This is a genomic window from Myxococcus sp. CA056 (genome assembly GCF_013336715.1).
Taxonomy (GTDB): domain Bacteria; phylum Myxococcota; class Myxococcia; order Myxococcales; family Myxococcaceae; genus Myxococcus; species Myxococcus llanfairpwllgwyngyllgogerychwyrndrobwllllantysiliogogogochensis.
Genome location: NZ_JABUMT010000005.1, coordinates 383112 through 408425, shown reverse-complemented (window position 1 = coordinate 408425; position 25314 = coordinate 383112). Strand labels below are relative to the sequence as shown.

Here is a 25314-nt window from a genome sequence, read left to right as displayed (position 1 = left end):
GCCCCTTCCGGATTGTCCGCCTACTCTAGTATACAGCCCGTCCCTCTCAACGGCGTTCCCTGTATGAGCGATCAATCATCATCATTGCCGCGTCTTTCGTATTTCACGGGTCGAGGTGTCGCGGAGAAGATCCGCCTGGTGCTCGCCGAGTCCGGCACGGAGTACGAGGACATCGACCTGGGCAAGTTCGACGTGAAGGCGAAGGAGAAGACGCCTCCCTTCGAGGAGCTGAAGCGCGCCGGAAAGCTGGCCTTCGACAAGGTGCCCTTGTGGGAGGAGCCGGACGGCTTCCGCGTCGTGCAGAGCCTGGCCATCCTGCGTCACGTCGCGCGCACCCGGGGCCTCTATGGCGCGAACCCGCGTGAGAGCGCCGCCTGCGACATGATCATCGAAGGCGTCGAGGAAGTGACCGCACGCGCGCGCAGCCTGACGTCGCTCAGCCCGGACGACCTGTCCGAGCAGCTCCCCATCATCCTGGGCGAGGAGCTGCCCCAGTGGCTCGGCCACTTCGAGCGGGTGATTGGGAACAACGGCAGCGGCGAGGGCTTCTTCGTCGGCACCGCGGTGAGCGTGGCGGACACCAGCGTCTTCGGCTTCCTGGAGCTGCTCGTCGACAACGGGCTCATGGAGGTGCTGGAGAACAGCTACCCGCGCCTGCGCTCGTTTTTCGAGCGGATGAGACAGCGCCCCAACCTCGCGCGCTACATCGCTTCTCCCAAGCGAAACCCGCCCGTCCAGCTCCTCAACGGCTGAGCGGAATCATCCTGGCACCCGAAGCCCTCCGGCCATGACGCTGACCCTGAAGTTTCATGACTCCGTCCGCCACCTGAGTGATGAGGCGCTGGACGTCCTCACGTCCGAGTCGAGTGTGTTCTTCGGCCGGCGCTGGCTCAGGATGCTGGACGCGGTCGACCTCCCCTTCATGGTCCGGGGCGAGCTGTCGCTTCGCTATGCCATTGTCAGCCAGGGCGAGGTCCCCGTCGCGCTGGCGCCGTGTTTCATCACCCGCAGCCAGAACATCTACACCCCCTACGCGCTGGAGAAGTTCTTCTTCAGCAGTTGGAAGAAAGGCTTCGCCAACGCGGGGGGGCTGAGCCGGGTGGCCGTCACGGTGGCGGACCTCTACCACTCGCTGGCGCGGCTCACGGGGGCTGGCATCGATGGAGGCGTGTTCGTCACCAGCCCCCTCAGCATGCGCAGCGGCATCATCTGCTCGCCCCAGTCGCCTGAACTCGCGCGCCAGGCCCGCGAGCTCATCCTCCAGGGGCTGCGGGAGCTGGCGACGAGTGAGCGACTCCCCCTCTACTTCTACGGAGTGGATGGAGACGATGCGGCGCTCCGAGAGGCGCTCAACTCAGCGTCCTTCCAGGAAGTCTTCATCTACGACGACAACGTCATCGACGTGCCGCCGGGTGAGAGCCTCGACGCCTATCTGGGCCAGTTCAAGAGCGACGCGCGGAGGTTCCTCAAGAAGGAGATGGCGCACGTTCGAGACGCGGGCGTGAGCTTCGAGCGTGTCTCGCGCATGGGTGAGATGGGCGAGTTGCTCGAGCGGTTCTACGAGGTGACGTATTCGAAGTACGGCAGCGAGCACATCCGCCACCCGCCCGCGTTCTGGTCCGCCATCGAGCAGCACGTCTCACCCGAAGCCGAGGCCGTGGTGGGCTACCAGGGCGGAGAGCCCATCGGGTTCTCCCTGCTGCTGCAGAAGCACGACGAGGTGTGGTTCTACCGCGTCGGTCGCGCCGAGGCGGGTGCGTCGGAGACACCGCTGTACTTCAACCTCGGCTTCTATGAGCCGCTGCGCCGGGCCTACGAGCTGGGCGCCCGGAAGCTCTGGCTCGGGCCCAGCGCCTACGAGACGAAGCGGCGGAGAGGCGCGCGAAGACATCCACTCTTCAGCTACCTGTGGATTCCAGGGCGCTGGCCGCGCACCATCCTTCAGCCCTACGTGTCTGCCTATTCCCGCGTGACGAAGGCCATGGCGGCGGGCAGCCCTCAAAAGAACCGGATGCGAAAGACACCCTGACCTGGAGGGTGCGCCGACTCCCGTGGCGCGTCGCACCCCGCCACGGGAGCCTGAGCAGGCTCAGCCTTCGAGCTGCTCCGGAGTGACGCAGGCCGCGGCGAGGTCCAGGTCCTCCAGCGGGATTCGCTGGATGTGTTCGCGAGGCTCGTACTTGGGGTTGAGCTTGTCGCGATACTTCTCGGAGCCGCTCTCGTACGTCACCCACAGCTCGCCATCGATGATGTTCACGCCCTGGGCGTAGGGGTCGATGAGCCCATTGCTGATATCCACCCGGTTATCGATGTTCGCCGTGAAGGAGTCCGCGCTGGCCTCGAACGGCTGGTAGATGAGCTTCTGGTCGCCCGTGGTGAACAGCAGGGCGCCGTCGACCACCGTCATGCCCTGGGCGCGGTCCGGCGCGCGGATGGGTCCCTGGCGTGAGTCCTCGATGAGGGAGCCGGTCTCCTCGTCGAGCTTGTAACGCCAGACAGCGCCCGCCTTGCCATCGCCGTCCTTGCTGTAGCTGCCGATGTACGCGTAGCCGTCCTTCACCGTCATGTAGCTGCCAGCGGAGACCAGGTCCATGCCAGTGGCCGGGTCCTTCACTCCCTCGGGGAATGGGACCTCCATCACCTGGGAGGCCTGGGCCACGGTCCCCGTCTTCGCCGCGCGCTCCAGTTCCTCGCGCGTGTAGACGTAGATGCCCCGGGTGTCGGAGACGTAGACGAACTCGCCGTCGGTCGAGACACCACCGCCGTGCGTGGGCTTTCCCTCTTCGGGGTGCTTGGGGTCGAGCCCACCGAGCTGCACCTGGAGCGACTCGCTGCCCGAGCCCTTGTCCTGCACGGACAGCAGCACGTCGTGCCCGTCGGAGTAGTACGTCGTGAGCACTTCATCGCGTTTGGCGTCGTAGCCCTGGCCCTGGGGCGTCCAGCCCGCATCGAGGTGCAGCAGCTCCGGACTGACGGGCGCCGAGCCGCTCGAGGAAGGCGGAGCGGCCACCACGCTCGCCGGCTCCGCGACCGCCGACTTCGTCCCCAGGCCGGTGAGATTCACGGGGCTGGGCCGGGCAGCCTCCAGGCCGTCCTGGAAATAGGGCGCGGGGGCCGGGGGCGTCGCCGGTGCTTCAGGCGCCAGAGGCTTCGTGGCGTCCGTCTGGGTCGTGGTGACGACCCGGCGAGGAATCGAGGTGATCAAGAGCATGCCTCCGTCTGAACGGGCGAGTATCCAAGCCCCGCTGTATCACGGGCTGGTAACAACCCGAGCATATCCGAGTCTGGCCGGGAGAGCGCGACCCGGCCCACGGAACCGGCTGCCCCTTGGGGCGGCTGCGGGACGCGGATTTTGCTATGGGGGGGCCATGTCATCCGCACTCCAGACCCGTTCCCCCAGCTCCCTGGCCGCTGGCCGCTTTGGTCAGACGCGCTACATGATTCGCCGGAAGTTCTTCAAGCTGTTCGGCGGCGCCTTCCACATCTACGACGAGGTGGGCAACCTCGCGTTCTACTCGAAGATGAAGGCCTTCAAGCTGAAGGAGGACCTGCGCATCTACGGAGATGAGGAGATGCGTGAGGAGCTGCTCACCATCAAGGCGCGCGGCATCCTCGACTTCGGCATGACGTACGACGTGACGGACGCCGCCACGGGAGAGCGCGTGGGCGCGCTGCGCCGCAAGGGCCTGCGCTCCATCCTCCGAGACCAGTGGCTGGTGCTGGACGCGAACGACCAGGAGACGGGGAAGATTGAAGAGGACAGCATGATGCTGGCGCTGGTGCGCCGCTTCCTCACCAACCTGGTGCCGCAGTCCTTCTCCGGGAAGCTGGGCGAGACGAAGGTCCTCGCCTTCCACCAGCGCTTCAACCCGTTCATCCAGAAGATCGACCTGGACTTCTCGATGGACGACCGGAACCTGCTCGACCGGCGGCTCGGCATCGCCGCGGCGGTCCTGATGTGCGCCATCGAAGGCCGTCAGCAGTAGCCCTCGGGAGGAGGGCCGGGAGCGCGTCCCGGCCCCCTTCTTCAGGAGCGGAGGGGCAGTCGGAGGGTGAAGGTGGAGCCTTCGCCCATCTGGGAGCGGGCGGCCAGCGAGCCACCGTGAAGCCGGGCGAGCGACGAGGCGATGAACAAGCCCAGTCCATGGCCCCTCCCCTGTTGGCTGTCCGCTCTCCGGAAGCGGTCGAAGACGTGGGGCAGCGAGGCGGCCGGGATTCCCACGCCCTTGTCTCGCACATGGATGAGGACCGCGCCCGGATCCAACGCCGTCCGGATGTCCACCTCGCGAGAGGCGCCGCGATACTTCACCGCATTGGACAGCAGGTTGTTGAGGATCTGCCGCGTCCGTTCCGCGTCGAAGAACACCTGCTCCGGAGGCTCCTGCGCCTCCAGCCGGAAGGTCACCTCCGGCTGGGCCTCGGCCCAGTCCTGGATGACTTCCTGGAGGAAGGGAACCAGGGGCGCGGGCACGCGCTGGAGCTCCAGCTTCCCATCCACCAGTCGCGAGGCGTCCAGGATGGAGGTCACCAACCCGTTCATCTGGTCGAGCTGGCGCATCACCGACTCCGCGGAGCGTTGCTCGTCTTCGGGGGCGCCACGCTTGAGCAGCTTGCGAAGCAGGAGCTGGACGTTGAGGCGCGCGGAGCTCAGCGGCGTCTTCAGCTCATGTGCGACCCAGTTGAGCATCTCCTCGCGCGCCGCTCCCAAGGAGGTGGCGGAATCGCGCGAAGGCGGAGGTGTGTCCGGAATGGCCCGTTCGTGACGGGCCAGCGCGGCGCTGACGGTCTTCTCGAAGGTGGCCAGGTCCACCGGCTTGGCCAGGAACGTCTCCGCCTCTTCGCGACCGGTTGGGCGCGCCGCGCTGAGGAGCACGAAAGGCACATGCGCCAGGGCGGGCTCCGAGCGCATCGCATAGAACAACTGCATCCCCGTGCGCCGGGGCATCATGTGGTCGCTGATGACCAGATCCGGAGGCTCCGTGCGCGCGAGCATCAGGGCCTCCTCGCCATTGCTTGCTCGCACGACGCGGTGGCCCAGGTCCTCGAGCACCTCGGAGAACACTTCCAGGAGCGCCTCTTCGTCCTCGGCGATGAGGATCAGGCTCATGTCGTGCTCCCACCGATGGTGGTTCCCACCGGACGGGCCTGGCCCGTGAGCAATCCCTGAGAGGAACGCATGGGGGCGAGCACCCGCAGGCCCGTATCGGCCACCTCGAACTCGCGCACGGTGCTGTCGTACTTGCTGTCGCGCATCTTCAGGATGGAGAGGATCCGGTGCAGGCGGCCGTGCAGCTCCACGAAGCGCAGGAGCAGCACGTTCTCCGCCAGCATGGCCACGGGCGAATCGCTGAAATCCAGCTCGGTGCCCACGACCTTGGAGACCTCGCGGGTGAACAACGACGTCACCCCCAGTTGCCGCAGGCGCAACGACAGGGATGCCAGGAAGGCGCGGCGTCGCTCGCCCTCCATGATGGACTGCTCCAGCTCCGCCAGCCCATCCAGGACAACGCGCTTCACTCCCCGCTCCTCGATGCGCTGGAGGATGCGGCGGACAAGGACGTCTGCCTCGGCTTCCGCGGGCAGCTCGTTGATGATTTCCAGCATCCCGGACTCGTACGCGGGCCGCATGTCCAGCCCCACCCGCAGCGCGCGGGCGAGCACGCGCTCGGGTGAGTCGAAGAACGAGACGAAGAGCGCCTTCTCCCCACGGCGAGCACCGTCCAGCGCGAAGTACGACGCCATCAGCGTCTTGCCGATGCCCATGCTCCCGGCGATCAACGTGGCGCTGTTGGACGGAAAGCCGCCGTACATCAAGGTGTCCAGCTCCGGAAGCCCGAAGCCCCTGCGTTCGAGGTCCAGAGGAGCCTCCGGCACGGCAGGCAGCGTCGCCTCCAGGCGAGGCAGGAAGTCCACGCCCTGCATGGTGATGCGCATGACGTGCTCACCCATCAGGTGTGGACGACCGCGCAGCTTCACCACCTCCACCCGGCGCATGCGGAGCGCGCCCTGGCTCCGGACGGACACCGCCACGATGCCATCCATGGTGGTGGCCTCCGGCAGTTCCATCAGTCGCTGGAGCGGATACTCCGTGGTGAAGATGCCAATGCAGTTGAGCGCCGCCAGGCCGAGGCCCAGCTCGTAGAGGAACTCGCGCAACCGCGCCTCGTCCTGCCACAGGTCGCGGATGGAGCGCAGGCCGTCGATGAAGAGCAGGCGGGCGCCGCGCTCTCGCACCGTCTGGAGGAGCAGGTCCCTGGCTTCCTTGGCGCCCCGCTTCAGCGCCGAGTAGGCGCTGATGAGGAACAGCATGTCGCCCAGCACCTCGGGCTTGTGGAAGGCGAAGCCGGACAGCGCATCCACCAGCTTGTCATGAGGCTCGGAAGTGACGGTGACCACCACGACGGGGATGCCCCGCGACGCGGCCGCGAAGGCCACCTGGCTGCACAGCACCGTCTTGCCGCTGCCGGGCGTCCCGGTGACGATGATGGACTGGCGAGGAGGCAACCCACCCGCCAGGAGCACGTTGAGGCTGGGGATGCCGGTGTCGAAGTTCTGCGGCGGACTCATTCGGGGATTCCGGGGAACGTGAAGACCCAGGCGAGGGAGGCCTGAGCCAGGAGGTGTGCACGCGACGGCACAGCGCGCAACCTGCGGTTGGCTCGGGCGACCCGCCACCCCGAAACGCCGTTCGACGACCCCGGACTGTTCAGCAGTCAGCATCCTCCAGCCCTCCAGGGCTGGATGCTGAACCAGCGAAGGGCTGGGCGCCTGCCGTGTGCCGTCCAACCCCCCGTGCGCTGGACCTGGCGCGCTCCCCTGGCACCAGCCAGAGGAACTGCACGTGCGGCGACCATCACACGGGCAGGCGTTGGAGCAGCGGTTCGAGCCCCCGAGCAAATCTCTAGGAAGACCAGTTCATCTGAACGGACCCGTAAAACGGGCCGCACATGAACCCATCGAGAAAGCCAGACGCAACCCAGCCTCCACGCGCGACGGATTGTGGATGTTATTGGCGGTGACGGGAGCGCCTCAGGGTGCCCGAGCTCGCGATTCTCCACGGACGTCAATCGGGCGGCGCGGAGCCGCCACCGAAGACGAGGGGGTCGTCGAGGCTCTTGAGGTCATCGCCAGCCTGAACGCGGGACTCTTTCATCTTAGGCGGGTTTTTCAATACAGTGCGACTGAGTCGTCAGCGCGCATTAAACGGAGAATCCAGGAATGGCTCGAAACGTCAAGTCCACCTACGTCCTTGGTACGGGTCTCTCTCACGACGGCTCGGCGTGCCTCATCAAGGATGGGCGCATCTGTGTGGCCATCGAGAAGGAGCGCATCACCCGGCGCAAGCACGACGGTGGCAACGACTCGGACGCGGTGAGCTACTGCCTGCAGGCCGAGGGCATCACCATCGACGACGTGGCCGTGGTCGTGCAGAACGACAACTTCGGAATGCTGGTGGGGGCGGACGACTGGTTCCAGGGGCCTCGGGTGGTGAAGGGAACCAACGTCCCCCTCGTCACCATCTCCCACCACCTGGCGCACGCCTTCAGCGCCATCTGCGCGTCGCCGTTCGACGAGGCCTCGGTGCTCATCATCGATGGCAGTGGCAATTCCTTCGATGACTGCCTGGACCGTGAAGGGTGCACCCTGGGCGTGACGCCCGCCAAGGAGCTGGAGCACCTCTACTTCGAGAAGGACAGCTATTACCACTACGAGCAGGGCCGGATGCGCCCGGTCTACAAGGACTTCTCCGAGGCCGGCATGGGCATCAAGCAGTACCCCATGCGCCCCAACTTCACGATGCACTCCATTGGAGGCATGTACCTGGCGGCGAGCGTGTACGTGTTCGCGGGCTTCGAGGACCCGGGGAAGCTGATGGGGCTGGCGCCGTTTGGCCGCCCGAACCAGCACGACTTCCCCATCTTCGACCTGAAGGACGGTCGCGTCTTCGTGCGCTACGACTGGATGGAGCGCTTCACGCGGCCGGCGCGCAACAAGACGGACTTCAAGGAGGGCTTCCAGGCACACGCGGACTTCGCGTGGTGGCTGCAGCGTGAGGTGGAGCGGGCCCTGCTCTACGTCGTGAACCACCGCTACGAGCAGGCGCCGTCGGACAACCTCGTGTACGCGGGAGGCGTGGCGCTCAACGCGGTGGCCAACCGCGTCATCCGCACGCAGTCTCGCTTCAAGAACATGTTCATCCAGCCGGCGGCGGGTGACAACGGGCTGGCGGTGGGCTGCGCGTATTACGGCTGGCAGGAGGTGCTCAAGCGCGAGCGGGTGAAGGCCACGGGCTCCTCGGCGTTCGGCAGGCACTACCGCCGCGACGAGGTGGACGCGGCCCTCAAGAATCACGACGACCTGCTGAAGGAGGAGCCGGCGCAGGACGTGTACCGGCGCACCGCGGAGCTGCTCGCGGACGGCAAGGTGGTGGGTTGGTTCCAGGGGGGCTCGGAGCTCGGTCCGCGCGCGCTCGGCCACCGCAGCATCCTGGCGGACCCGCGCCTGCCGGAGATGCGCGACTTCATCAACAGCAAGGTGAAGTTCCGTGAGGACTTCCGGCCCTTCGCACCGTCGGTGCTGCGCGAGGACTGCTCCACCTACTTCGACTGCGACTACGAGAGCCCGTACATGGTCATGGTGGCGCCGGTGCGTCCGGAGTGGCGCTCGCGCATCCCCAGCGTCGTGCACCAGGACTTCTCGGCGCGCATCCAGACCGTGACGGAGGACGTGTCCCCCGCGTACTACCGGCTGCTGAAGCAGTTCAAGGAGGTCACCGGCATCTCCGTGCTGCTCAATACCTCCTTCAACCGCAAGGGCATGCCCATCGTGGAGACGCCCGAGGAGGCCATCCGGTTCTTCCTTAGCTGCGCGCTGGACGCGCTGGTGCTGGAGGACCGCATCTTCTTCAAGGTGGCGACGCGGACGTCCGTGGACCTGCCCCTGGACAAGCTGTTGCTGGAGCGCATCAAGCCCGCGCTGGAGCGCAACGTCGAGGAGGCGAAGCGTATCGGCGGGGTGTTCGAGCTGCGCCTGAGCGGCGTGCGGACCTTCACCATGGACCTGTCGCGCCAGCAGCCGACCCTCTTCGAGGGCCGTCAGAAGACCCCGGACGTGGTGCTCGAGCTCTCGGAGAGCGACTTCCAGCGGCTCTACAACGACCCCAACGAGGCCCAGTCGCTGTTCGGCCAGGGAAAGATCTCCGTCAACGGAGATCCCGCGCGCGCGCTGCAGGTGGCGCGCATCCTGCGGATGTCGTGAGCCGCGGGCCCGCACTCGAGAACGCCATGAACGTACGGGAAGCCCTCCAGCGGACGAAGCACTGGGTCGATACGGAAGGCAGCCGGATCCCAGGCTTCCTGGGCGCCTATGTCGCGGGGAGTTCGACGCGCATGCCGCTGGACGCGCCCTTCGCGCCGTGGCGTGACGTCGATATCGTCATCGCCACGACGGACGCGAACGAGGTCCGGATGCCGCCCCTGGAGTTCGTGCACCAGGAGGTCATCGTGGAGTGCGGCTGCCTGGACGCGAAGCTCTTCCAGCGCGCCGAGGATATCGTCGCGACCCCGGAGCACGCGGACAACCTCGCGGCGGGGGTCATCCTGTCCGATCCGACCGGCGCCTTCCAGAAGCTGCACGAGCGCGTCGCCGTGGAGTTCCCCCGGCGCCCCTGGGTGCGTGCCCGGTGCGAGGCACACCAGCGCACCTTCCTGACGCACCTGGAGCAGGCCACCCAGGCCCGCGCGGCGGGGATGTATCCGCTGATGCTCATGCACTACCACGCCGCCCTGGTCTACCTGTCGGGGCTCGTGGCGCTGTCACACCTGCGCCCCATCACAGTGCGCCAATGCTTCGTCCTCTCGGGGGAGTTGCTGGAGCGGCAGGGGCTCGGGGCCCTGCACGAGGAATCGCTGGAGCTGCTGGGCAGCGCGAGCCTGTCGAAAGTGGAGGTGGAGCACTTCCACGCGGACTTCATGAGGGCCTTTGACCGCGCGATTGAAGTGAAGCGGGGCGACATCCCGTACGGCTTCAAGCTTCGCGCGCACCTGAGGCGCGCCTACCTGGAGGGAACCCAGGAGATGATCGATGCCGGGCGGCACCGGGAGGCCGCGTTCTGGTTCTTCGGCCTCTATTTCCTCGCGCTGATGGTGATCCAGAAAGACGCCCCGGGCGACGAGAGGCCGGTGTTCCAGGCGCGCTTCGATGCGTTCTTCGCCCGGCTCGACTTGCACCCCACTGCCGACTGGATGGGCCGACTGAGGCGCGCGAAGGCCGTCTTCGAGCGGTTCCGCGAGGCCTCGGAAACGGCCCTCGCGAGCACCCCCGCCATCAAGGACTGACTCCCCTCATGGCGACCATCCTCCTCGCGCCCTTCGCGGGCCATGGCCATATCAATCCCACCCTGAAGCTCGCCCGGGCACTGGGCCAGCGAGGCCACCGCGTGGTCTACGCGGGCCCCCTGGACTGCCAGGAGCTGGTGACCCGCCGCGGGGGCGAGTTCATCCCCGTGCTCGAGGAGCAATTGCCCAAGGGCAGCTTCGACCCCTTCCAGGCCTCCGGGTTCCTGGGGCACGTGCGCCAGCTCCGCGCGCTCACCCGCCGGGTCGACGCCGCGCTGCTGGCCATCGCGGAGGGCGCGCTCGACGGAGTCTTCGAGCGCGTGCGACCGGACCTGGTGGTCTGCGACACCCTCCTCCCGTACACGGCGCTGGTGGCCCATGGCCATGGAGTCCCAGCGGTCTTCTTCAACACCTCCGTGCCCCGCGAGTTCATCCACCCCTTCCTGTCCCGCCCACCCACGGAGCCCTCCCGCAGGCTGCGCGCCCACGCCGTCCGGGCGTTGCTCGGGGTGATGGGGGCGCTGGGCATCGCGCCCCGGATGAACGAGCGCAGCGCGCGCATCGCACGCCGCTACGGCTATCCGGTGGAGGCGCTCGCGACGGAGCCCGAGCGCCTGCTCGCGCCCCGGCTGCCAGAGCTGATCCTCGCCCCGCGTGAGTTCGCCGAGCCCGATGGCTACGTGGAGTCCCACTACATCTACGCGGGGCCGAGCATCGACCTGGACCGGGCCCCCATGGACTTCCCCTGGGAGCGGCTCGCCGCCGACAAGCCCCTCATCCTCTTCTCCCTGGGCAGCCAGGGCGCCTTCCGCCGAGCGCTGGAGCAGCAGGTGCTCGACACCGTGTTCGCGGCGGCGCGGGCGAGGCCCCAGTGGCAGTTCGTCTTCGCGGTGACGCCCGCCCACGACCCGAAGCCCTACGACGCGGAGCCCAACGTGGTGGCCGTCCACTCCGCGCCCCTGCTCCAGTTGCTGGAGCGCGCCACCGCGGTCGTCACGCACGGCGGCTTCAACACGGTGAAGGAGTGCATCTACTTCGGCGTGCCCATGGTCGTGGTGCCGTTCGTGTTCGACATGCCCGGCGTGGGGCGCGCGGTGGAGCACCGGGGGCTGGGCATCTCCTGCCCCGCGAAGACGCTGAAGTTGGAGCACCTGCTCGCATCGCTGGACTCGCTGGTGGGCGAGCCGCGGTGGCGCACGGCCCTGGCCGCCATGCGCGCGTGCTTCCATGAGAACGAGCGGAACAACTCGGCCGCGGACGCCCTCGAGCGCCTCCTCCAGGCGCCCGAGGCCCAGGGCGCGCGGCTCAGGCCGGGTTCTTCCGCACGGTGACCTGGAAGGCCTTGCGCACCACCTGGAGGTGCCTGGCCGCGGCGGAGAGGAACGCGTCGATGCCGAGGTCCGGGCGCGAGATGTCCTGGAAGTCCGCGAGCTGCGCGGCGGCCATGCCGTAGTCGTCGAAGGTCATCACCCCACCCGGCTTCAGCAGCCGCCAGCACAGCACGGCGTCCTCCAGGACGTCGTACGTCTCGTGCGAGCCGTCCACGTAGATGAAGTCATACACGGGCTCGGGAGGAAGCCGGCGCAGGGCGACATGGGACAGGCCCACCCGCTTCTCCACGCGCTCGCCCGCGCCGCTCGTGGCGATGTTCTCGTCGAACAAGCGCGCGGCATTCCCCTCGAACAGGTCCACGCAGGTGATGCGCGATGTCGGGTGCGTGAGCACGTTCTCCAGGAGCCAGATGGCGGAGCGTCCCTCGAAGCTGCCAATCTCCAGCACCCTCGCGCCAGGCTGCCCCATCAACGGCGAGAGCACCTCGCGCCACTCGGCTTCGCACTTGGACATCCAGTCCGTGGAGAAGCGGTAGCGCCCCACCTGCCGCAGCGCCGGGTTGCGCTCCATGTACCCGCGCGCCGCCGCCTTGACCTCCGGTGAGGCCCACTTGAAGTCCAGCAGCCGCCCGAGCGCGGCGTGCACGGAGCTCCGCAGGTTGTCCACCGACGCGGCATGAGGCCCCAGCCGCGCCGCCGCCCCGTTCGTCAGCATCGCCCCCAGGCTCTCCACCTCCCGGAGCCACGCGAGGATGCCCTCGTTCGCGGCCGCGGGCTCCATCCGCAGGAAGCCCTGGAAGCGCATGGCCAGCGACGACACCTGTTGGGACAGCTCAACCCCGGGGTTCACGCGGGCCTGCCTTTCTTCAGAGGGAGGGGCACTCACGACACCCTGCCGGCGTCCGCGAGTGTCTTGGATGGTTCCATGCGGTATACCGCGAGGTCAAGGAATCGCGATTAATCACGAATGTAAACATTTCCTGATTATGTATAAACAGCCCTCGATGAAGCTCCTTCCATGAATGACACCCGCCTCCTGGTCAGCAGCATCATCCGAATCACCGAGCCCGGTGAGCGCAGCGGCTCCGTGCGACTGGTCAGCCTGAAGGAGCGGCGCGTCCTGGCGGACTGGCCCATTCCGGAGAGTCCCTTTCGCGCGTACGACCCGAACCCGCGCGGAGGGCTCAGGGGCGGTCGGGGCATCAGCGGCGACGGGGAGCGGCTCGTGGTGGCGGTGACGGATCGCCTCTTCGTCTTCAATCGCGAGTGGAGACAGGTGGGCGAGCTGAGCCATCCCCTCCTCGGCCAGGTGCATGACCTCCTGGTCGAACCGGATGGCGTCTGGGTGACGGCCAGCGCATCGGACATGGTGATGAAGCTGGGCTGGGACGGCGCCGTGCTGCGCGCGTGGAGCTGGCGGGAGGACCCCGCGCTGGCCCGGGAGCTGAAGCTGGCGGACGCGCTCGGCGGAGCGCTGAGCGACGATTACCGGGACCCGCGCCGGCTCCCCGCCTTCTTCGACTTCGTCCATGTGAATGGCGTAGCACGCTGCCCCGAGGGGCTGCTCGTGTCCTTCGGCTTCGTCCCGTCCCGGCTCTCACGACGCATCCAGGCGCTGACGGACCTTCCCGACGCGCTCCTGCGGCGGCTGGGGCGCGGGACGCGAAAGACGAAGGCCTCGAGCGCGTTCGACCTGCGCTTCCTGGCCTCGAGCTTCACGGCCTCCTCCTGGGTCGGCGTGCTGTTGCCGGACCAGGGGCCCGCGCGCGTCGTCGCCCGCCAGGACGGCATCCTGCGGCCCAACCACAACCTGCTGCGGCACCGGGACACGCTCGTCTACAACGACACCCACAACAACCAGGTCGTGCAGCAGGCGGTGGATGGGAGCTGGAAGCGGCAGGTGGCCATCCCCGGAGATCCACCCTTCGTCCGCGGTCTCGCGCCCCTGGGGGGAAACCGCTTCCTCGTGGGCAGCCAGCGGCCGGCCGCCTTGTATGACGTGGACTTCGATTCACCGCGCTGCGAGCGGCTGCTCGAGCTGGGCACCCACCGCCACGAGTGCGTCTACGGCATCCACGTCGTGCCGGACTGTTTCGGCGAGCCCCCGGAGGAGCTCTGGGCGCCCGCGTCCCCGGCCAACAACGCGCGGCCCCGGAACGAAGCGCGGGTGGCCTAGCACACCGCCGCGCGACGTGCTGTCCGGACACCTGCTTTTGACATGAGCGCGTGTTTCAGGTCCGGACGGACTCGTGGTCGAAGGAAGCATATTGCCGGTTTGACCAGTTGAGCCATGTTTCCATAGTCTGCATGGCTGACTTCAACCACAGGTCTTCCAGGTCTCCCTTGTCATTCATGAACTACTCGTTTCGCGGCCCATTCTTGCGCTGCGTGCTCGCGACCCTCGCGATCTTCACCCTGGCCGCCTGTGGTGAAGACACGGTCCCGGAGCCGCCTCCCATCGCCGCGCCGGGCTACGAGGCCACGATCCGGCTCACCCGCCACGGGATTCCCCACATCACCGCCAGGGACCTGGGCAGCGCGGCCTTCGGCCAGGGCTATGCCTTTGCCCAGGAGCACGTCTGCGCCCTGGCGGATCAAGTCCTCAAGGTTCGCAGCGAGCGGGCCCGGTTCCTGGGCGCGGGCGCTGGCAATGCCAACGTGGCCAGTGACTTCGGCTACCTCGCGCTGGACGTCTACGGCCGCGCGCGGGAGGCGCTCCCCAGGTTGCCGGCGGACGTGAAGTCCATGATCGAGGGTTACGTCGCGGGCTACAACCGCTACCTTGAGGAGGTGGGCCCCGCCGGACTGCCCCCAGGCTGCGTCAACGCCGCGTGGGTGAGGCCCATCAGCGACGTGGACCTGATGGCCTACCACGTCAGCCTGGCGCTCCTCATGAGCAGCTACCAGTTCGTCGCCGCGGTCACCAATGCCCAGCCGCCCACGACCACGGGCGGCATGCGCATCACCGTGCCGTCGCCGGAGGCCTTCAAGGAGCTGCGCGATCACGACACGGGGAGCAACGGCTGGGCCATTGGCGCCGAGCGCTCGCGCGGGGGCCGCGGAATGCTCGTGGCCAACCCCCACTTCCCCTGGCAGGGCGAGCTGCGGCTCTGGGAGAGCCACCTCACCGTGCCGGGCGTGATGAACGTCTACGGCGCGAGCCTGCTGGGCGTGCCAGGGGTGCTCATCGGCTTCAACGAAAACGTCGCCTGGACGCACACGGTGTCGGCCGGCCAGCGCATGACGCTGTACCGGCTGAAGCTCGTGCCCGGCAAGCCGACCCACTACCTGTATGACGGGCAGGAGCGGCAGATGACGGCGCGGGAACACACCATCCTCGTGCGCCTGCCGGAGGGCTCGCTCACCAACGTGAAGCGCACGCTCTACAGCAGCCACGTCGGCCCCATGCTCGCCATCCCCGGCGCCACGGACTGGACCTCCACGGTCGCCTTCACGTACCGCGACGCCAACCTGGAGAACTCCACCCTGCTGGCCCAGTTCCACGCGATGAACCGGGCGCGCAACCTCCAGGAGTTCAAGGAGGCCTTCGCCACCATCCAGGGCATCCCCTGGGTCAACACCCTGGCGGCGGACCGTGACGGCAACACCTGGTACGCGGACGCCGCGGCCACGCCCGACCTGAGCAGCGCGGCGATCGACGCCTGGCGCACGGCCAGCTCGGGCGTGGACCCGCAGGTGACCTTGTTCCTGCGCAACCTCAACCTCGTGCTGCTCGACGGCAGCACCTCCGTCAACGAGTGGGTGGCCACTCCCGGCGGACGCAGCCCGGGACTCATCCCTTTCGCCCGCGTGCCCCAGCTCGCGCGGCGTGACTTCGTCTTCAACGCCAACGACAGCTACTGGCTCACCAATCCGGCGGAGCCCCTGCCAGACCTGTCCCCCCTGCACGGTCCCACGCGCCGCAGCCAGCAGCCGCGCTCGCGCATGAACTTGGTGATGTTGACCGAGCAGACGGCGGAAGGGGCCTCCGGCGCGGATGGGAAGTTCACGCTCGACGAGCTCCAGGCCGCCATCCTCAGCAACCGCGGCCTCGTGGCGGAGATGCTGCGCCCCGGAGTCGTGGAGCGCTGCCAGGCCACGCCCACCGCGACCTACCAGGGCAGGAGCGTGGACCTCTCCCGGGCCTGCGCCATCCTCGCCGCCTGGAACGGTCGCTTCGACGTGGACAGCGTGGGCGCGGTGCTCTGGCGCGAGTTCATCGGGACCTATCTGGTGAACCAGTTGCTGAACAAGGGCACGCTCTTCGACACGGCCTTCGACGTCAACGCGCCCTTCACCACGCCTGGCACCCTCACGCCCGCCCCCGCGCAGGGTGAGGACCCGATGCTCGTCAAGCTCGCGCAGGCGGTGACGCTGCTGACGTCCTCGAACATCTCCCTGGACGCGCCCCTGGGCACCGTGCAGTTCACCCCGCGCCGCGGCCTGCGCATCCCCATCCACGGTGGCCACAACCGCGACGGCGTGGCGAACGTCGTCAACTACGGCACCATCCAGTCCACGCTCATCGACGTGCCGCCCGCGCGGGCCAGGCTGCTCAATGGCGAGACGGGCCTGACGTCGGACGGCTACGTCATCACCTCCGGGTCCAGCTTCCTCATGGCCCTGGAGTTCACCGACACCGGAGTGCAGGCGCGGGCCTTGATGACCTACGGCCAGTCGTCCAATCCCGCCTCGCCCTACTACTCGGACCAGACGGAGCTCTTCTCCGGGAAGCAGTGGCGCGACATCCGCTTCACCGAGGAGCAGATCCTCGCGGACCCGGCCCTGGTGGTGCAGTCCGTGTCGGCCCCGTAACCCCTCTGTACCTCCACGGGCGGGGCGTCCCGCCCGGGAGCCTCGACAGGGCCTCCGGCTGCCCCCGGGGGCCCGTTCCTCACTTGCATGTCCTCCCGAGTGAAACCCGTCCTCCGGTCTCGGAGGACGAGCCTTCACCCGTCGTGCTCGGCACCGCCCGCCCAGGCCCGCCAAGTGCCCGAGACACTGGAAACGTGAACTTCATGTCCGCCCACTCCACCTCGTCTCCTGGCTCCTCCGCGTCTCTTGTCGGCCTTCTGCGTCAGCGGGCGGAGGCTCGGGCAGAGGACCCGCTCTACACGTTCCTGGAAGAGGACGGGGCCGCCAGCGAGATGACGGGCGGAGAGCTGGACCGCTGGGCCCGGCGGATTGGCGCGGCGTTGGAGGCGGTGTCTCCCGCCGGGGCGCGCGTCGTGCTGCTGTACCCGCCCGGACTGCAGTACATCGCGGGCTTCTTCGGGTGCCTGTACTCGCAGCGGGTCGCGGTGCCGGCCTACCCCCCGGATCCGCTCCGGCTCGGGCGGACGCTGCCCCGGTTGCGGGCCATCATCGAGGATGCGCGGGCCACGGTGGTGCTCACCACCTCGTTCATCGCGTCCTTCGCGGAGATGCTGTTCGAGCAGGCCCCGGAGCTCCAGTCGCTCCAGTGGGTGGCCACCGACACGCTCCCCGAGGATACGGGGCACGACTGGACGCCGGCGGACGTCGGTCCGGACGCGCTGGCCTTCCTCCAGTACACCTCCGGCTCCACGGGCACGCCCAAGGGGGTGATGCTCAGCCACGGCAACCTGCTGCACAACCTGGGGCTCATCGCTCACGCGTTCGAGAGCCGCCGGGACTCCGTGGGCGTCATCTGGCTGCCGCCCTACCACGACATGGGGCTCATCGGCGGAATCCTGCAGCCGCTCTACATGGGGTTCCCCGTGGCGCTGATGTCGCCGCTGGACTTCCTCAAGCGCCCGCTCCGGTGGCTGGAGGCCGTGTCGCGCTTCAAGGGCACCATCAGCGGCGGTCCGAACTTCGCGTTCGACCTGTGCGTGCGCAAGAGCACGCCCGAGGAGCGCGCGGCGCTCGACCTCAGCGCCTGGGAGGTCGCGTTCTGCGGCGCCGAGCCCATCCGCCCGGAGGTGCTCGCGCGTTTCACGGAGGCGTTCGCGCCGAGCGGGTTCCGCCCCGGAGCGCTGTACGCCTGCTACGGCCTCGCCGAGGCCACGCTAATCGTCTCGGGCGGCAAGAAGGGCGTGTTCCCCGTTCATCGTTCGTTCTCGCCCGGAGCGCTGGCGCGCAATGAGGCCCGAGTCGACACGACGACCGAGGGACAGGTGCTCGTCGGCTGCGGTGGAAACCTGCCGGACCAGGAGCTGCGCGTCGTGGACCCCGCGACGTGCTCGCCGTGCCCGCCGGGCACCGTGGGAGAGATCTGGGTCTCTGGCCCGAGCGTGGCGCGGGGCTACTGGCAACGCCCCGAGGAGACGGCCCGCGCGTTCGAGGCCCAGGTGCCCGGAAGTGACAGGCGATTCCTGCGCACGGGCGACCTTGGCTTCCTGCACGAAGGCGAGCTGTTCGTCTCCGGGAGGCTCAAGGACCTCATCATCCTCCGCGGCCGCAACCTCCATCCCCAGGACCTGGAGCTGACCGTCGAGCAGAGCCACCCCTCGCTCCGTCCCGGTTGCACCGCCGCCTTCGCCTTGGACGTCGATGGTGAGGAGCGGCTCGTCGTCGTCCAGGAGGTGGATGTCCGCAAACTGGTGGATCCCGCCGAGGTGACGGCCCTGGTGCGCCGCCGGCTCGCGGAGCAGCACGACGTCCAGCTCCACGCGCTCGCGTTGATTGAACCCGGCAGTATTCCCAAGACGTCCAGCGGGAAGATCCAGCGCAACGGCACCCGCGCGGCGTTCGTCGCCAGCGAGCTGGCCCTCGTGTCGACCTGGCGCGAGGAGGCCGCGGTCGGCGCGACAGCTCCGGAGGCTGTGGCGCTCTCCTCGAGCGCAACCCTGGAGGAGACCACCACCTGGCTGCGGGACACCCTGGGCCGGCGGTTGCGTGTCCGGGCGGAGGAGCTGGATCCCGCCGTGCCCATCACCCGCTTCGGCTTTGACTCGCTCGTCGCGATCGAGCTGGGACACGCGCTGGAGATCGCCACGGGCGTCTCCTTGCGCATGGAGGAGCTGCTGCGAGGCCCCAGCGTCATGGAGCTGGCGGCACTGCTGCACGGACGGCGCTCGGCCGCGAAGGCGGCGCTCCCGGCCATCACTCGCCGCGCGGATGACACGCCACCCCTGCTCTCCCCCGGCCAGGAGCGGCTATGGCTCCTGGAGCAGCTCCAGCCGGGGGGTGCCCTGTACAACCTCGCCGTGGCCGTCCGGTTCAAGGGCGCCCTGGACACCGTGGCCTTGGAGCGCGCGTTCCAGGACATCGTGCGCCGCCACGAGGTGCTCCGGACCACGTTCCGCGCCGTGGAGACGGAGGGTCCGGCCGTACTGATCGTCTCGCCGGACGCGGACTTCACGCTCGCCACCGACGACCTGCGCGCGCGGCCGGCTGCCGAGCGCGAACGGGAGGTCCAGCGACGTGCGGACGCCGAGGCGCTTCGGCCCTTCCTGCTGACGCAAGGGCCGCTCCTGCGCGGGCTCCTGCTACGGACCGGCGAGCAGGAGCACGTGCTCGTGCTCACGATGCACCACATCGTCTCGGACGGCGCGTCCATGGAGGTGCTCGTCCGCGAACTCGCGGCGCTCTACGCGGCGCACACCTCCGGTCAGCCGGCGGCGCTGCCCGAGCTGCCGCTGCGGTACTCCGATTACGGCGCTTGGCTGCGCGAGCACCTGCGGGGCGAGACGCTGGAGCGGCTGCTCGGCTACTGGCGTCGGCAGCTTGAGGGTGCGCCCGAGGTGCTGGAGTTGGGCGTTGCGCGGCCCCGGCCGGCGGTGTCCACGCACCAGGGTGACAGCGTGGAGGTGAAGCTGTCGGCCCTGCTGATGGAGCAGGTGAAGTCCCTCGCGCGCGAGCAGGGCGTGTCACCCTTCGTCGTGTTGCTGGCGGCGTTCCAGCTCCTGCTGGCCCGTTACTCGGGGCAGGACGACATCTGCGTGGGCACGCCCATCAACGGTCGTGACCGCCCGGAGACGCAGGGACTCATCGGCTTCTTCGTCAACACCCTGGTCCTGCGCACGCGGCTGGCGGGAGCCGCCACCTTCCACGAGCTGCTCGCGCGCGTGCGCGACGTCACCCTGGAGGCCTATGCCCACCAGGAACTGCCGTTCGAGAAGCTGGTGGAGGCGCTGCGGCCGACCCGCCACCTCGGGGCCTCGCCGCTGTTCCAGGTGGTGCTGGCCATCCTGCCGGACCCGCTCTCCGCGCAGCCGTTGCCGGGGCTGGAGCTTCAGCAACTGGAGCTGCCGAGCCGCCTGGTCCAGAGCGACCTGCGCCTCGCGCTCGCGGAGAGCGTCCAGGGCCTCCACGGCCGGCTGGAGTACAGCACGGACCTGTTCGACGCGGCGACGGCGCGCCAGCTCGTCAAGCACCTCGGCGCCCTGCTGGAGGCCGCGGTCTCCCAGCCCTCGGCGCCACTGGCGTCCCTGTCCCCGCTGGATGAAGTGGAGCGCCGCCAACTGCTCGTCGAGTGGAGCGGCGCCGTCCCCGGTGAGCCGGAGGATGTCTGCGTTCACCGGCACTTCGAGGCGCAGGTCGCGCGCACACCCGACGCAGTGGCGCTCAGCTTCGAGGGTGAAGAGCTCAGCTACCGCGAACTCAACGCGCGGGCCAACCGGCTGGCGCGGGTGCTTCGGCGCCGGGGCGTGGGGCCGGAGGTCCTCGTCGGACTGTGCGTCGAGCGCTCGTTCGAGATGGTCGTGGGGCTGCTCGCCATCCTCAAGGCGGGCGGCGCGTACGTGCCAATCGACCCGAGCCAGCCCGTGGAGCGGCTCGCCCTCATCCTCGACGATACGCGCGCGCCACTCGTCCTCACTCGCCGCGCGCTGGTCGACCGACTGGGCGGGCAGCAGGCCCGGGCGCTGTGCCTGGAGGAAGTGGACGCGGAGCTCCTCCTCGAGTCCACGGAGGACCTCGACACTGGCGCCACTGGCGACAGCCTCGCGTACGTCATCTACACCTCGGGCTCGACGGGCCGTCCCAAGGGGACGCTCCTCCAGCATCGGGGCCTGTGCAACACAGCGCGGCAGACGCTCGCGGTGATGAAGCTGGAGGTGGGCAGCCGCCTCCTGCAGTTCTTCGCGCTGAGCTTCGACGCGGCGGTGTCCGACATCTTCCCGCCGCTGCTGTCGGGGGCCACGCTGGTCCTGGTGCCCAGGGAGCGGCTGATGCCGGGGGCTCCGCTCGAGCAGACCCTGAACGAGCAGGCCATCACCGTCGTCACGCTGACGCCGTCCGTCCTCGCGCAGCTCTTCCCTGCGGGAGTGACGAGCCTGCGGACCGTGCTCACTGCAGGCGAGGCATGCACGCCGGAGATCGCCTTGCGCTGGGCGGACCGGCTGCGCTTCGTCAACGCCTATGGCCCCACCGAGGTCACCGTCTGCGCGACCGTCAACACGGCGATGGACCCCGAGCGCCCCACGCTGGGCAGGCCGCTGGCCAACGTCCAGGTGTACGTGCTGGATGACGCGCTCCAGCCCGTGCCGGCCGGTGTTCCAGGCGAGCTGTACGTCGCGGGCGTGGGCCTGGCGCGGGGCTACCTGGGCCGCCCGGACCTCACCGCCGAGCGGTTCGTCCCCCACCCCTACTCCTCGGTGCCCGGTGCCCGGCTGTACCGCACGGGCGACCGGGTCCGACACCTCGCCGACGGCGACCTGGAGTACGTGGGACGTGTCGACGACCAGGTGAAGCTGCGCGGCTACCGCATCGAGCCGGGTGAGATCGAGGCTGCGCTGCGCGCGCAACCGGGCGTGCGCGACGCGGCGGTCATCGTCCGAGAGGACGTCGCGGGCGATCCGCGACTGGTGGCCTACGTGGTGGCCTCGCTCGAGGTGGCGCGCGGGCTGCGCGGCGCCATCGAGTCGCGACTGCCGGAGTACATGGTTCCCTCGGCCTTCATCCCGCTTGAGGCGCTCCCGCTGACCCACCACGGGAAGCTGAATCGCAAGGCCCTGCCTCCGCCGGAGGACCCGCGCCTCACGCTGGGCGAGGAGTACGCCGCGCCCACGACGGACACGGAAAACAAGCTGGTGGCCATCTGGGCGGAGGTGCTGCGGACCGACCGCATTGGCATTCACGACGACTTCTTTGACCTGGGCGGTCACTCGCTCATGGCCACCCAGGTCATCTCCCGCATCCGCACCGCCTTCGGGGTGGACCTGCCCCTGACCGCGTTGATGACCGATGCGACCACCGTGGCCGTGATGGCCCGCCGCATCGACGCAAGCGCGCAGCAGCCCCGCAGGGCCCCGCCGCCGCTCGCCAGGGTGCCGCGCACCGGGCCCCTTCCGCTGTCGTTGGCGCAGGAGCGCCTGTGGCTGGCCGACCAGCTCTCCCCGGGCTCGCCTCTCTACAACGTGCCCGCCGCGGTGAGGATGCGCGGCATGCTCCACGTGCCCGCCCTGGAGCGAGGTCTCGCCGAGCTCATCCGCCGGCATGAGGCGCTGCGCACCGTCTTCCGCGAGGTGGACGGGCGCCCGGTGCAGGTCATCCTGCCTCCGGGGGAACTGGCGCTGCAGGTGGAGGATTTGGGCGGCCGCTCGCGCGAGGAGGCGGAGACGGAGGCGCGGCGCCTGGCGCGCGAAGAGGCCGTGCACCCGTTCGACCTGGCGCACGGGCCGCTCGTGCGCACGGTGCTCGTCCGCCTGGGTGAGGACGAGCACATCCTCTGCCTGACGCTGCACCACATTGTCTCCGACGGTTGGTCGGGCGGCGTGTTCCTGCGCGAGCTCGCGGCGCTCTACGGCGCCTTCAGCCAGGGCGGGCCCTCGCCGCTGGCGGAGCTGCCCATCCAGTACGCCGACTACGCGGCGTGGCACCGCGGCTGGCTCGAGTCCGGCGTGCTGGCGGAGAACCTGGCCTGGTGGCGGGAGCAGTTGACGGAGCTGCCCACGCTCCAGTTGCGCACCGATACGCCGCGCCCTCCGGGTGAGCGCTTCCGCGGTGACAGTCGGCGCTTCACCTTCCCCGCGGAGCTGACCACGCGGCTGGAGTCGCTCGCTCGCGGTGAGGGCGCCACGCTCTTCATGGCGCTGCTCGCGGTCTTCGACGTCCTCCTCCATCACCACACGGGGCAGGACGACATCGTCGTGGGCACCGACATCGCCAGCCGCGAGCACGACGCGCTCGAGGGCATCATCGGCTTCTTCACCAACCAGCTCGTCCTGCGCACGCCACTGTCGGGCCAGCCCACCTTCCAGGAGTTCCTCTCGCGCGTACGGCGGGTCGCCCTGGAGGCCTACGAGCACCAGGACACGCCCTTCGGCCGGCTCGTCCAGGAGCTGCGCGACCAGCGCGCCGCCACGGGACAGCCGCTCTTCCAGGCCAAGCTCGTCCTCGAGAACGCCCCCATGCCCGCGATGCGGTTGCCGGGCCTCGCCCTGGAGCTCATGGAAGGCGCGAGCAACGGGCTGGCGCGCTGGGACCTGCTGCTCATCCTCACACCCGACAGTCAGGGGCTGAGCGTCGTCGCCGAGTACAACACCGACGTCCTCGACGGCGAGGGGATGGCGCGCCTGTGGGAGCACTTCCTCCTGCTGGCCCACGCCGCCGTCGAAGCCCCCGGACAGCGCATCTCCGCCCTGCCCATGCTCACCCGCGAGGAGCACCAGCGACTGGCGGCATGGAATGGCCCCTCGCGGCACATCGCTCCGGACGCGTGCATCCCCGCCTGCTTCGAGCAGCGCGTGTCGGCGGCGCCGGACGCGGTGGCCCTCATCTTCCAGGAGCAGACGCTCACCTACGGCGAGCTCAACCGCCGCGCCAACCAGCTCGCCCACCACCTGCGCGGGCTCGGCGTGGGCCCTGGCAGCCGCGTGGCCCTGGCGCTGGAGCGCTCGCTGGAGCTGGTGGTCGGCATGGTGGCGATCCTCAAGGCCGGCGGCGCCTATGTCCCGCTCGACGCGAGCTACCCGGCGGAGCGCCTATCCTTCCTGCTGGAGGAAGCACGGCCGGCGGCCATCGTGACGCGCTCGGAGGTCGCCGACGAGCTGCCCGCGCACTGGGCCCAGCTCGTGTGCATGGACCGCGATGAGGCCACGATTGGACAGAGGCCGGAGCACGACCTGGCGCACGCGGTGGGCCCGGAGTCCGAGGCCTACGTCCTGTTCACCTCCGGTTCGACCGGAACGCCCAAGGGCGTCGCGGTGCCCCATCGCGGAGTGCTCCGGCTGGTCCAGGAGCCGGGCTACGTGCGCCTGTCGTCGGAGGAGACCCTCCTGCAGTTGGCGCCGCTCGCCTTCGACGCGTCCACCTTCGAGGTCTGGGGCGCGCTGCTGAACGGCGCCCGGCTGGTCATCGCGCCGCCGCACGCGCCGTCACTCGACGAGCTGGGCGGGCTCATCTCCCGTGAGCACATCACCACGGTGTGGCTGACGGCGGGCCTGTTCCACCAGGTCGTCGACACGCACCTCGGAGCATTGGCCCCGGTGCGTCAGCTGCTTGCCGGCGGTGACGTGCTGTCGGCTCCGCACGTGGCGCGCGTGCTCGAGACCTACCCCACCTGCCGGGTCATCAACGGCTACGGTCCCACGGAGAACACGACGTTCACCTGCTGCTTCCCGGTGACGGACCGTGAGGACCTCCGCGCGGGCGTGCCCCTGGGCCGGCCCGTCCCGGGCACACAGGTGTACGTGCTCAACCCGGCGTTGGCGCAGGTCCCCATCGGCGCGCCTGGAGAGCTGTACGCCTCGGGAGACGGGCTCGCGCACGGCTACCTCCACCAGCCCGCGCTGACCGCGGAGCGCTTCATCCCGAACCCCTTCGGCACCACGGCCGGGGCCCGGCTGTACCGCACCGGTGACCTGTGCCGCGTGCGCCGTGACGGCACGCTCGAGTTCCTCGGCCGCGTCGACAACCAGGTGAAGGTCCGTGGCTTTCGAATCGAGCCAGGGGAAGTCGAGACCGCCATGCGACGCCACCCGGCGGTGCGGGACACCGTGGTCGTGGCGCGTGAGTTCGCCGGAGAGAAGTCCCTGGTGGCCTATGTCGTTCCCGTCGAGGGCCAGACGGTGACCGTCGACGGGATGCGGTCCTTCCTGTCGGACAAGCTGCCCGCGCACATGGTGCCAGCCGCCGTCGTAACGCTCGCGGAGCTGCCGCTCACGGCCAACGGCAAGGTCGACCGTCGCGCGTTGCCGGCGCCGGATGGGGCGCGCCCCGAGCTCGGCACGACCTACGTGGCCCCTCGCACTCCTACCGAGGAGATCCTCGCCGTAGTGGGCGCGGAGACGCTGGGCGTGAAGACCGTGGGTATCGACGACAGCTTCTTCGACCTGGGCGGCGATTCGATCCGCGCCATCCAGTACGTGGCGCGTTGCCGCGAGCGGGGCGTCGAGCTGTCGGTGGCGACGCTCCTGGAGAAGCAGACCGTCCGCGCCATGGCCGAGACGCTCCTGCACCAGGAGCCACCCCGGACGGCGGCGGCGAGCCAGCCCTTCTCCCTGGTGTCCTCCGAGGACCGGGCGCGGCTGCCCGCGGACGTCATGGACGCCTACCCTCTGGCCGCGCTCCAGGTGGGCATGCTCTTCCAGAGCGAGTACAGCCAGCAGTCGGCGCTCTACCATGACGCCTTCAGCTTCCACCTGGAGCTGGAGGACGCCAGCCCCGAGCCGCTGCGGCACGTCCTCCAGGAGCTGGCCGCGCGCCACCCCGTGCTCCGGACCTCGTTCGATCTGGTCCGC

13 protein-coding genes and 1 pseudogene (1 of these 14 cut by a window edge) are annotated in these 25314 nt (G+C 69.1%); 9 read left to right on the top strand and 5 right to left on the bottom strand.

What is annotated here, in order from left to right:
* Nucleotides 1-63 precede the first annotated feature (63 nt).
* Both HUA76_RS23845 and HUA76_RS23840 read left to right on the top strand, forming a co-directional pair.
* Nucleotides 64-753: a glutathione S-transferase gene (locus tag HUA76_RS23845; RefSeq protein ID WP_141640642.1), complete on the top strand. Its 690-nt coding sequence runs from the start codon at nt 64-66 to the stop codon at nt 751-753.
* A gap of 34 nt (nt 754-787) precedes the next feature.
* Nucleotides 788-2029 (top strand): GNAT family N-acetyltransferase, encoded by a 1242-nt coding sequence (locus HUA76_RS23840; protein WP_174462163.1) that lies wholly within the window; start codon nt 788-790, stop codon nt 2027-2029.
* A gap of 60 nt (nt 2030-2089) precedes the next feature.
* Here the strand turns inward: HUA76_RS23840 and HUA76_RS23835 are convergent, their stop codons facing one another.
* The gene (locus tag HUA76_RS23835; RefSeq protein WP_254614423.1) at nt 2090-3211 is read right to left on the bottom strand and encodes a hypothetical protein; all 1122 of its coding nucleotides are present in this window, start codon (nt 3209-3211) and stop codon (nt 2090-2092) included.
* A gap of 157 nt (nt 3212-3368) precedes the next feature.
* On the opposite strand from HUA76_RS23835, the gene HUA76_RS23830 reads away from it, so the two are divergent.
* Entirely contained in the window at nt 3369-3986 is a 618-nt protein-coding gene (locus tag HUA76_RS23830; protein WP_141640640.1) for a hypothetical protein, read from the top strand.
* 41 nt (nt 3987-4027) lie between these two features.
* Here HUA76_RS23830 and HUA76_RS23825 read toward each other — a convergent pair whose 3' ends face one another.
* The 3 genes and pseudogenes from HUA76_RS23825 to HUA76_RS46490 all read right to left on the bottom strand — a co-directional run.
* Nucleotides 4028-5107 carry a hybrid sensor histidine kinase/response regulator gene (locus tag HUA76_RS23825; protein WP_174462162.1) on the bottom strand — a complete coding sequence of 360 codons (1080 nt, stop codon included), beginning with the start codon at nt 5105-5107 and terminating at the stop codon, nt 4028-4030.
* Entirely contained in the window at nt 5104-6567 is a 1464-nt protein-coding gene (locus HUA76_RS23820) for an ATPase domain-containing protein (RefSeq protein WP_174455405.1), read from the bottom strand. The genes HUA76_RS23825 and HUA76_RS23820 overlap by 4 nt, the downstream gene beginning before the upstream one ends.
* Before the next feature lie 243 nt (nt 6568-6810).
* Nucleotides 6811-6897, bottom strand: a pseudogene (locus tag HUA76_RS46490) (hypothetical protein); the annotation flags it as partial.
* Nucleotides 6898-7218: 321 nt separating this feature from the next.
* Between HUA76_RS46490 and HUA76_RS23815 the strand changes: the two are divergent.
* From HUA76_RS23815 to HUA76_RS23805, 3 genes are read left to right on the top strand one after another with little or no spacing between them, the layout of a single operon-like run.
* Nucleotides 7219-9258, top strand: a complete 2040-nt coding sequence (locus tag HUA76_RS23815; RefSeq protein WP_141640637.1) for a carbamoyltransferase C-terminal domain-containing protein — start codon at nt 7219-7221, stop codon at nt 9256-9258.
* Between the two features lie 26 nt (nt 9259-9284).
* Nucleotides 9285-10337 (top strand): hypothetical protein, encoded by a 1053-nt coding sequence (locus tag HUA76_RS23810; protein WP_174462161.1) that lies wholly within the window; start codon nt 9285-9287, stop codon nt 10335-10337.
* Between the two features lie 8 nt (nt 10338-10345).
* Entirely contained in the window at nt 10346-11668 is a 1323-nt protein-coding gene (locus HUA76_RS23805) for a nucleotide disphospho-sugar-binding domain-containing protein (protein ID WP_174462160.1), read from the top strand.
* Here HUA76_RS23805 and HUA76_RS23800 read toward each other — a convergent pair.
* Nucleotides 11643-12518 carry a class I SAM-dependent methyltransferase gene (locus HUA76_RS23800; protein WP_371745683.1) on the bottom strand — a complete coding sequence of 292 codons (876 nt, stop codon included), beginning with the start codon at nt 12516-12518 and terminating at the stop codon, nt 11643-11645. The two genes, HUA76_RS23805 and HUA76_RS23800, sit on opposite strands and share 26 nt — an antisense overlap.
* Before the next feature lie 168 nt (nt 12519-12686).
* Here HUA76_RS23800 and HUA76_RS23795 point away from each other — a divergent pair, with 168 nt between their 5' ends.
* From HUA76_RS23795 to HUA76_RS23785, 3 genes are all read left to right on the top strand, one after another.
* The gene (locus tag HUA76_RS23795) at nt 12687-13844 is read left to right on the top strand and encodes a hypothetical protein (RefSeq protein ID WP_174462159.1); all 1158 of its coding nucleotides are present in this window, start codon (nt 12687-12689) and stop codon (nt 13842-13844) included.
* A gap of 212 nt (nt 13845-14056) precedes the next feature.
* Nucleotides 14057-16483, top strand: coding sequence for an acylase (locus HUA76_RS23790; RefSeq protein WP_371823511.1), 2427 nt, complete (start codon nt 14057-14059; stop codon nt 16481-16483).
* A 203-nt stretch (nt 16484-16686) separates the two neighbouring features.
* Nucleotides 16687-25314: the start of a non-ribosomal peptide synthase/polyketide synthase gene (locus HUA76_RS23785; RefSeq protein ID WP_174462157.1), read on the top strand. 9375 nt of this gene lie beyond the right edge of the window; the window shows 8628 of its 18003 coding nt (coding positions 1-8628); its start codon is at nt 16687-16689; the stop codon falls past the right edge of the window.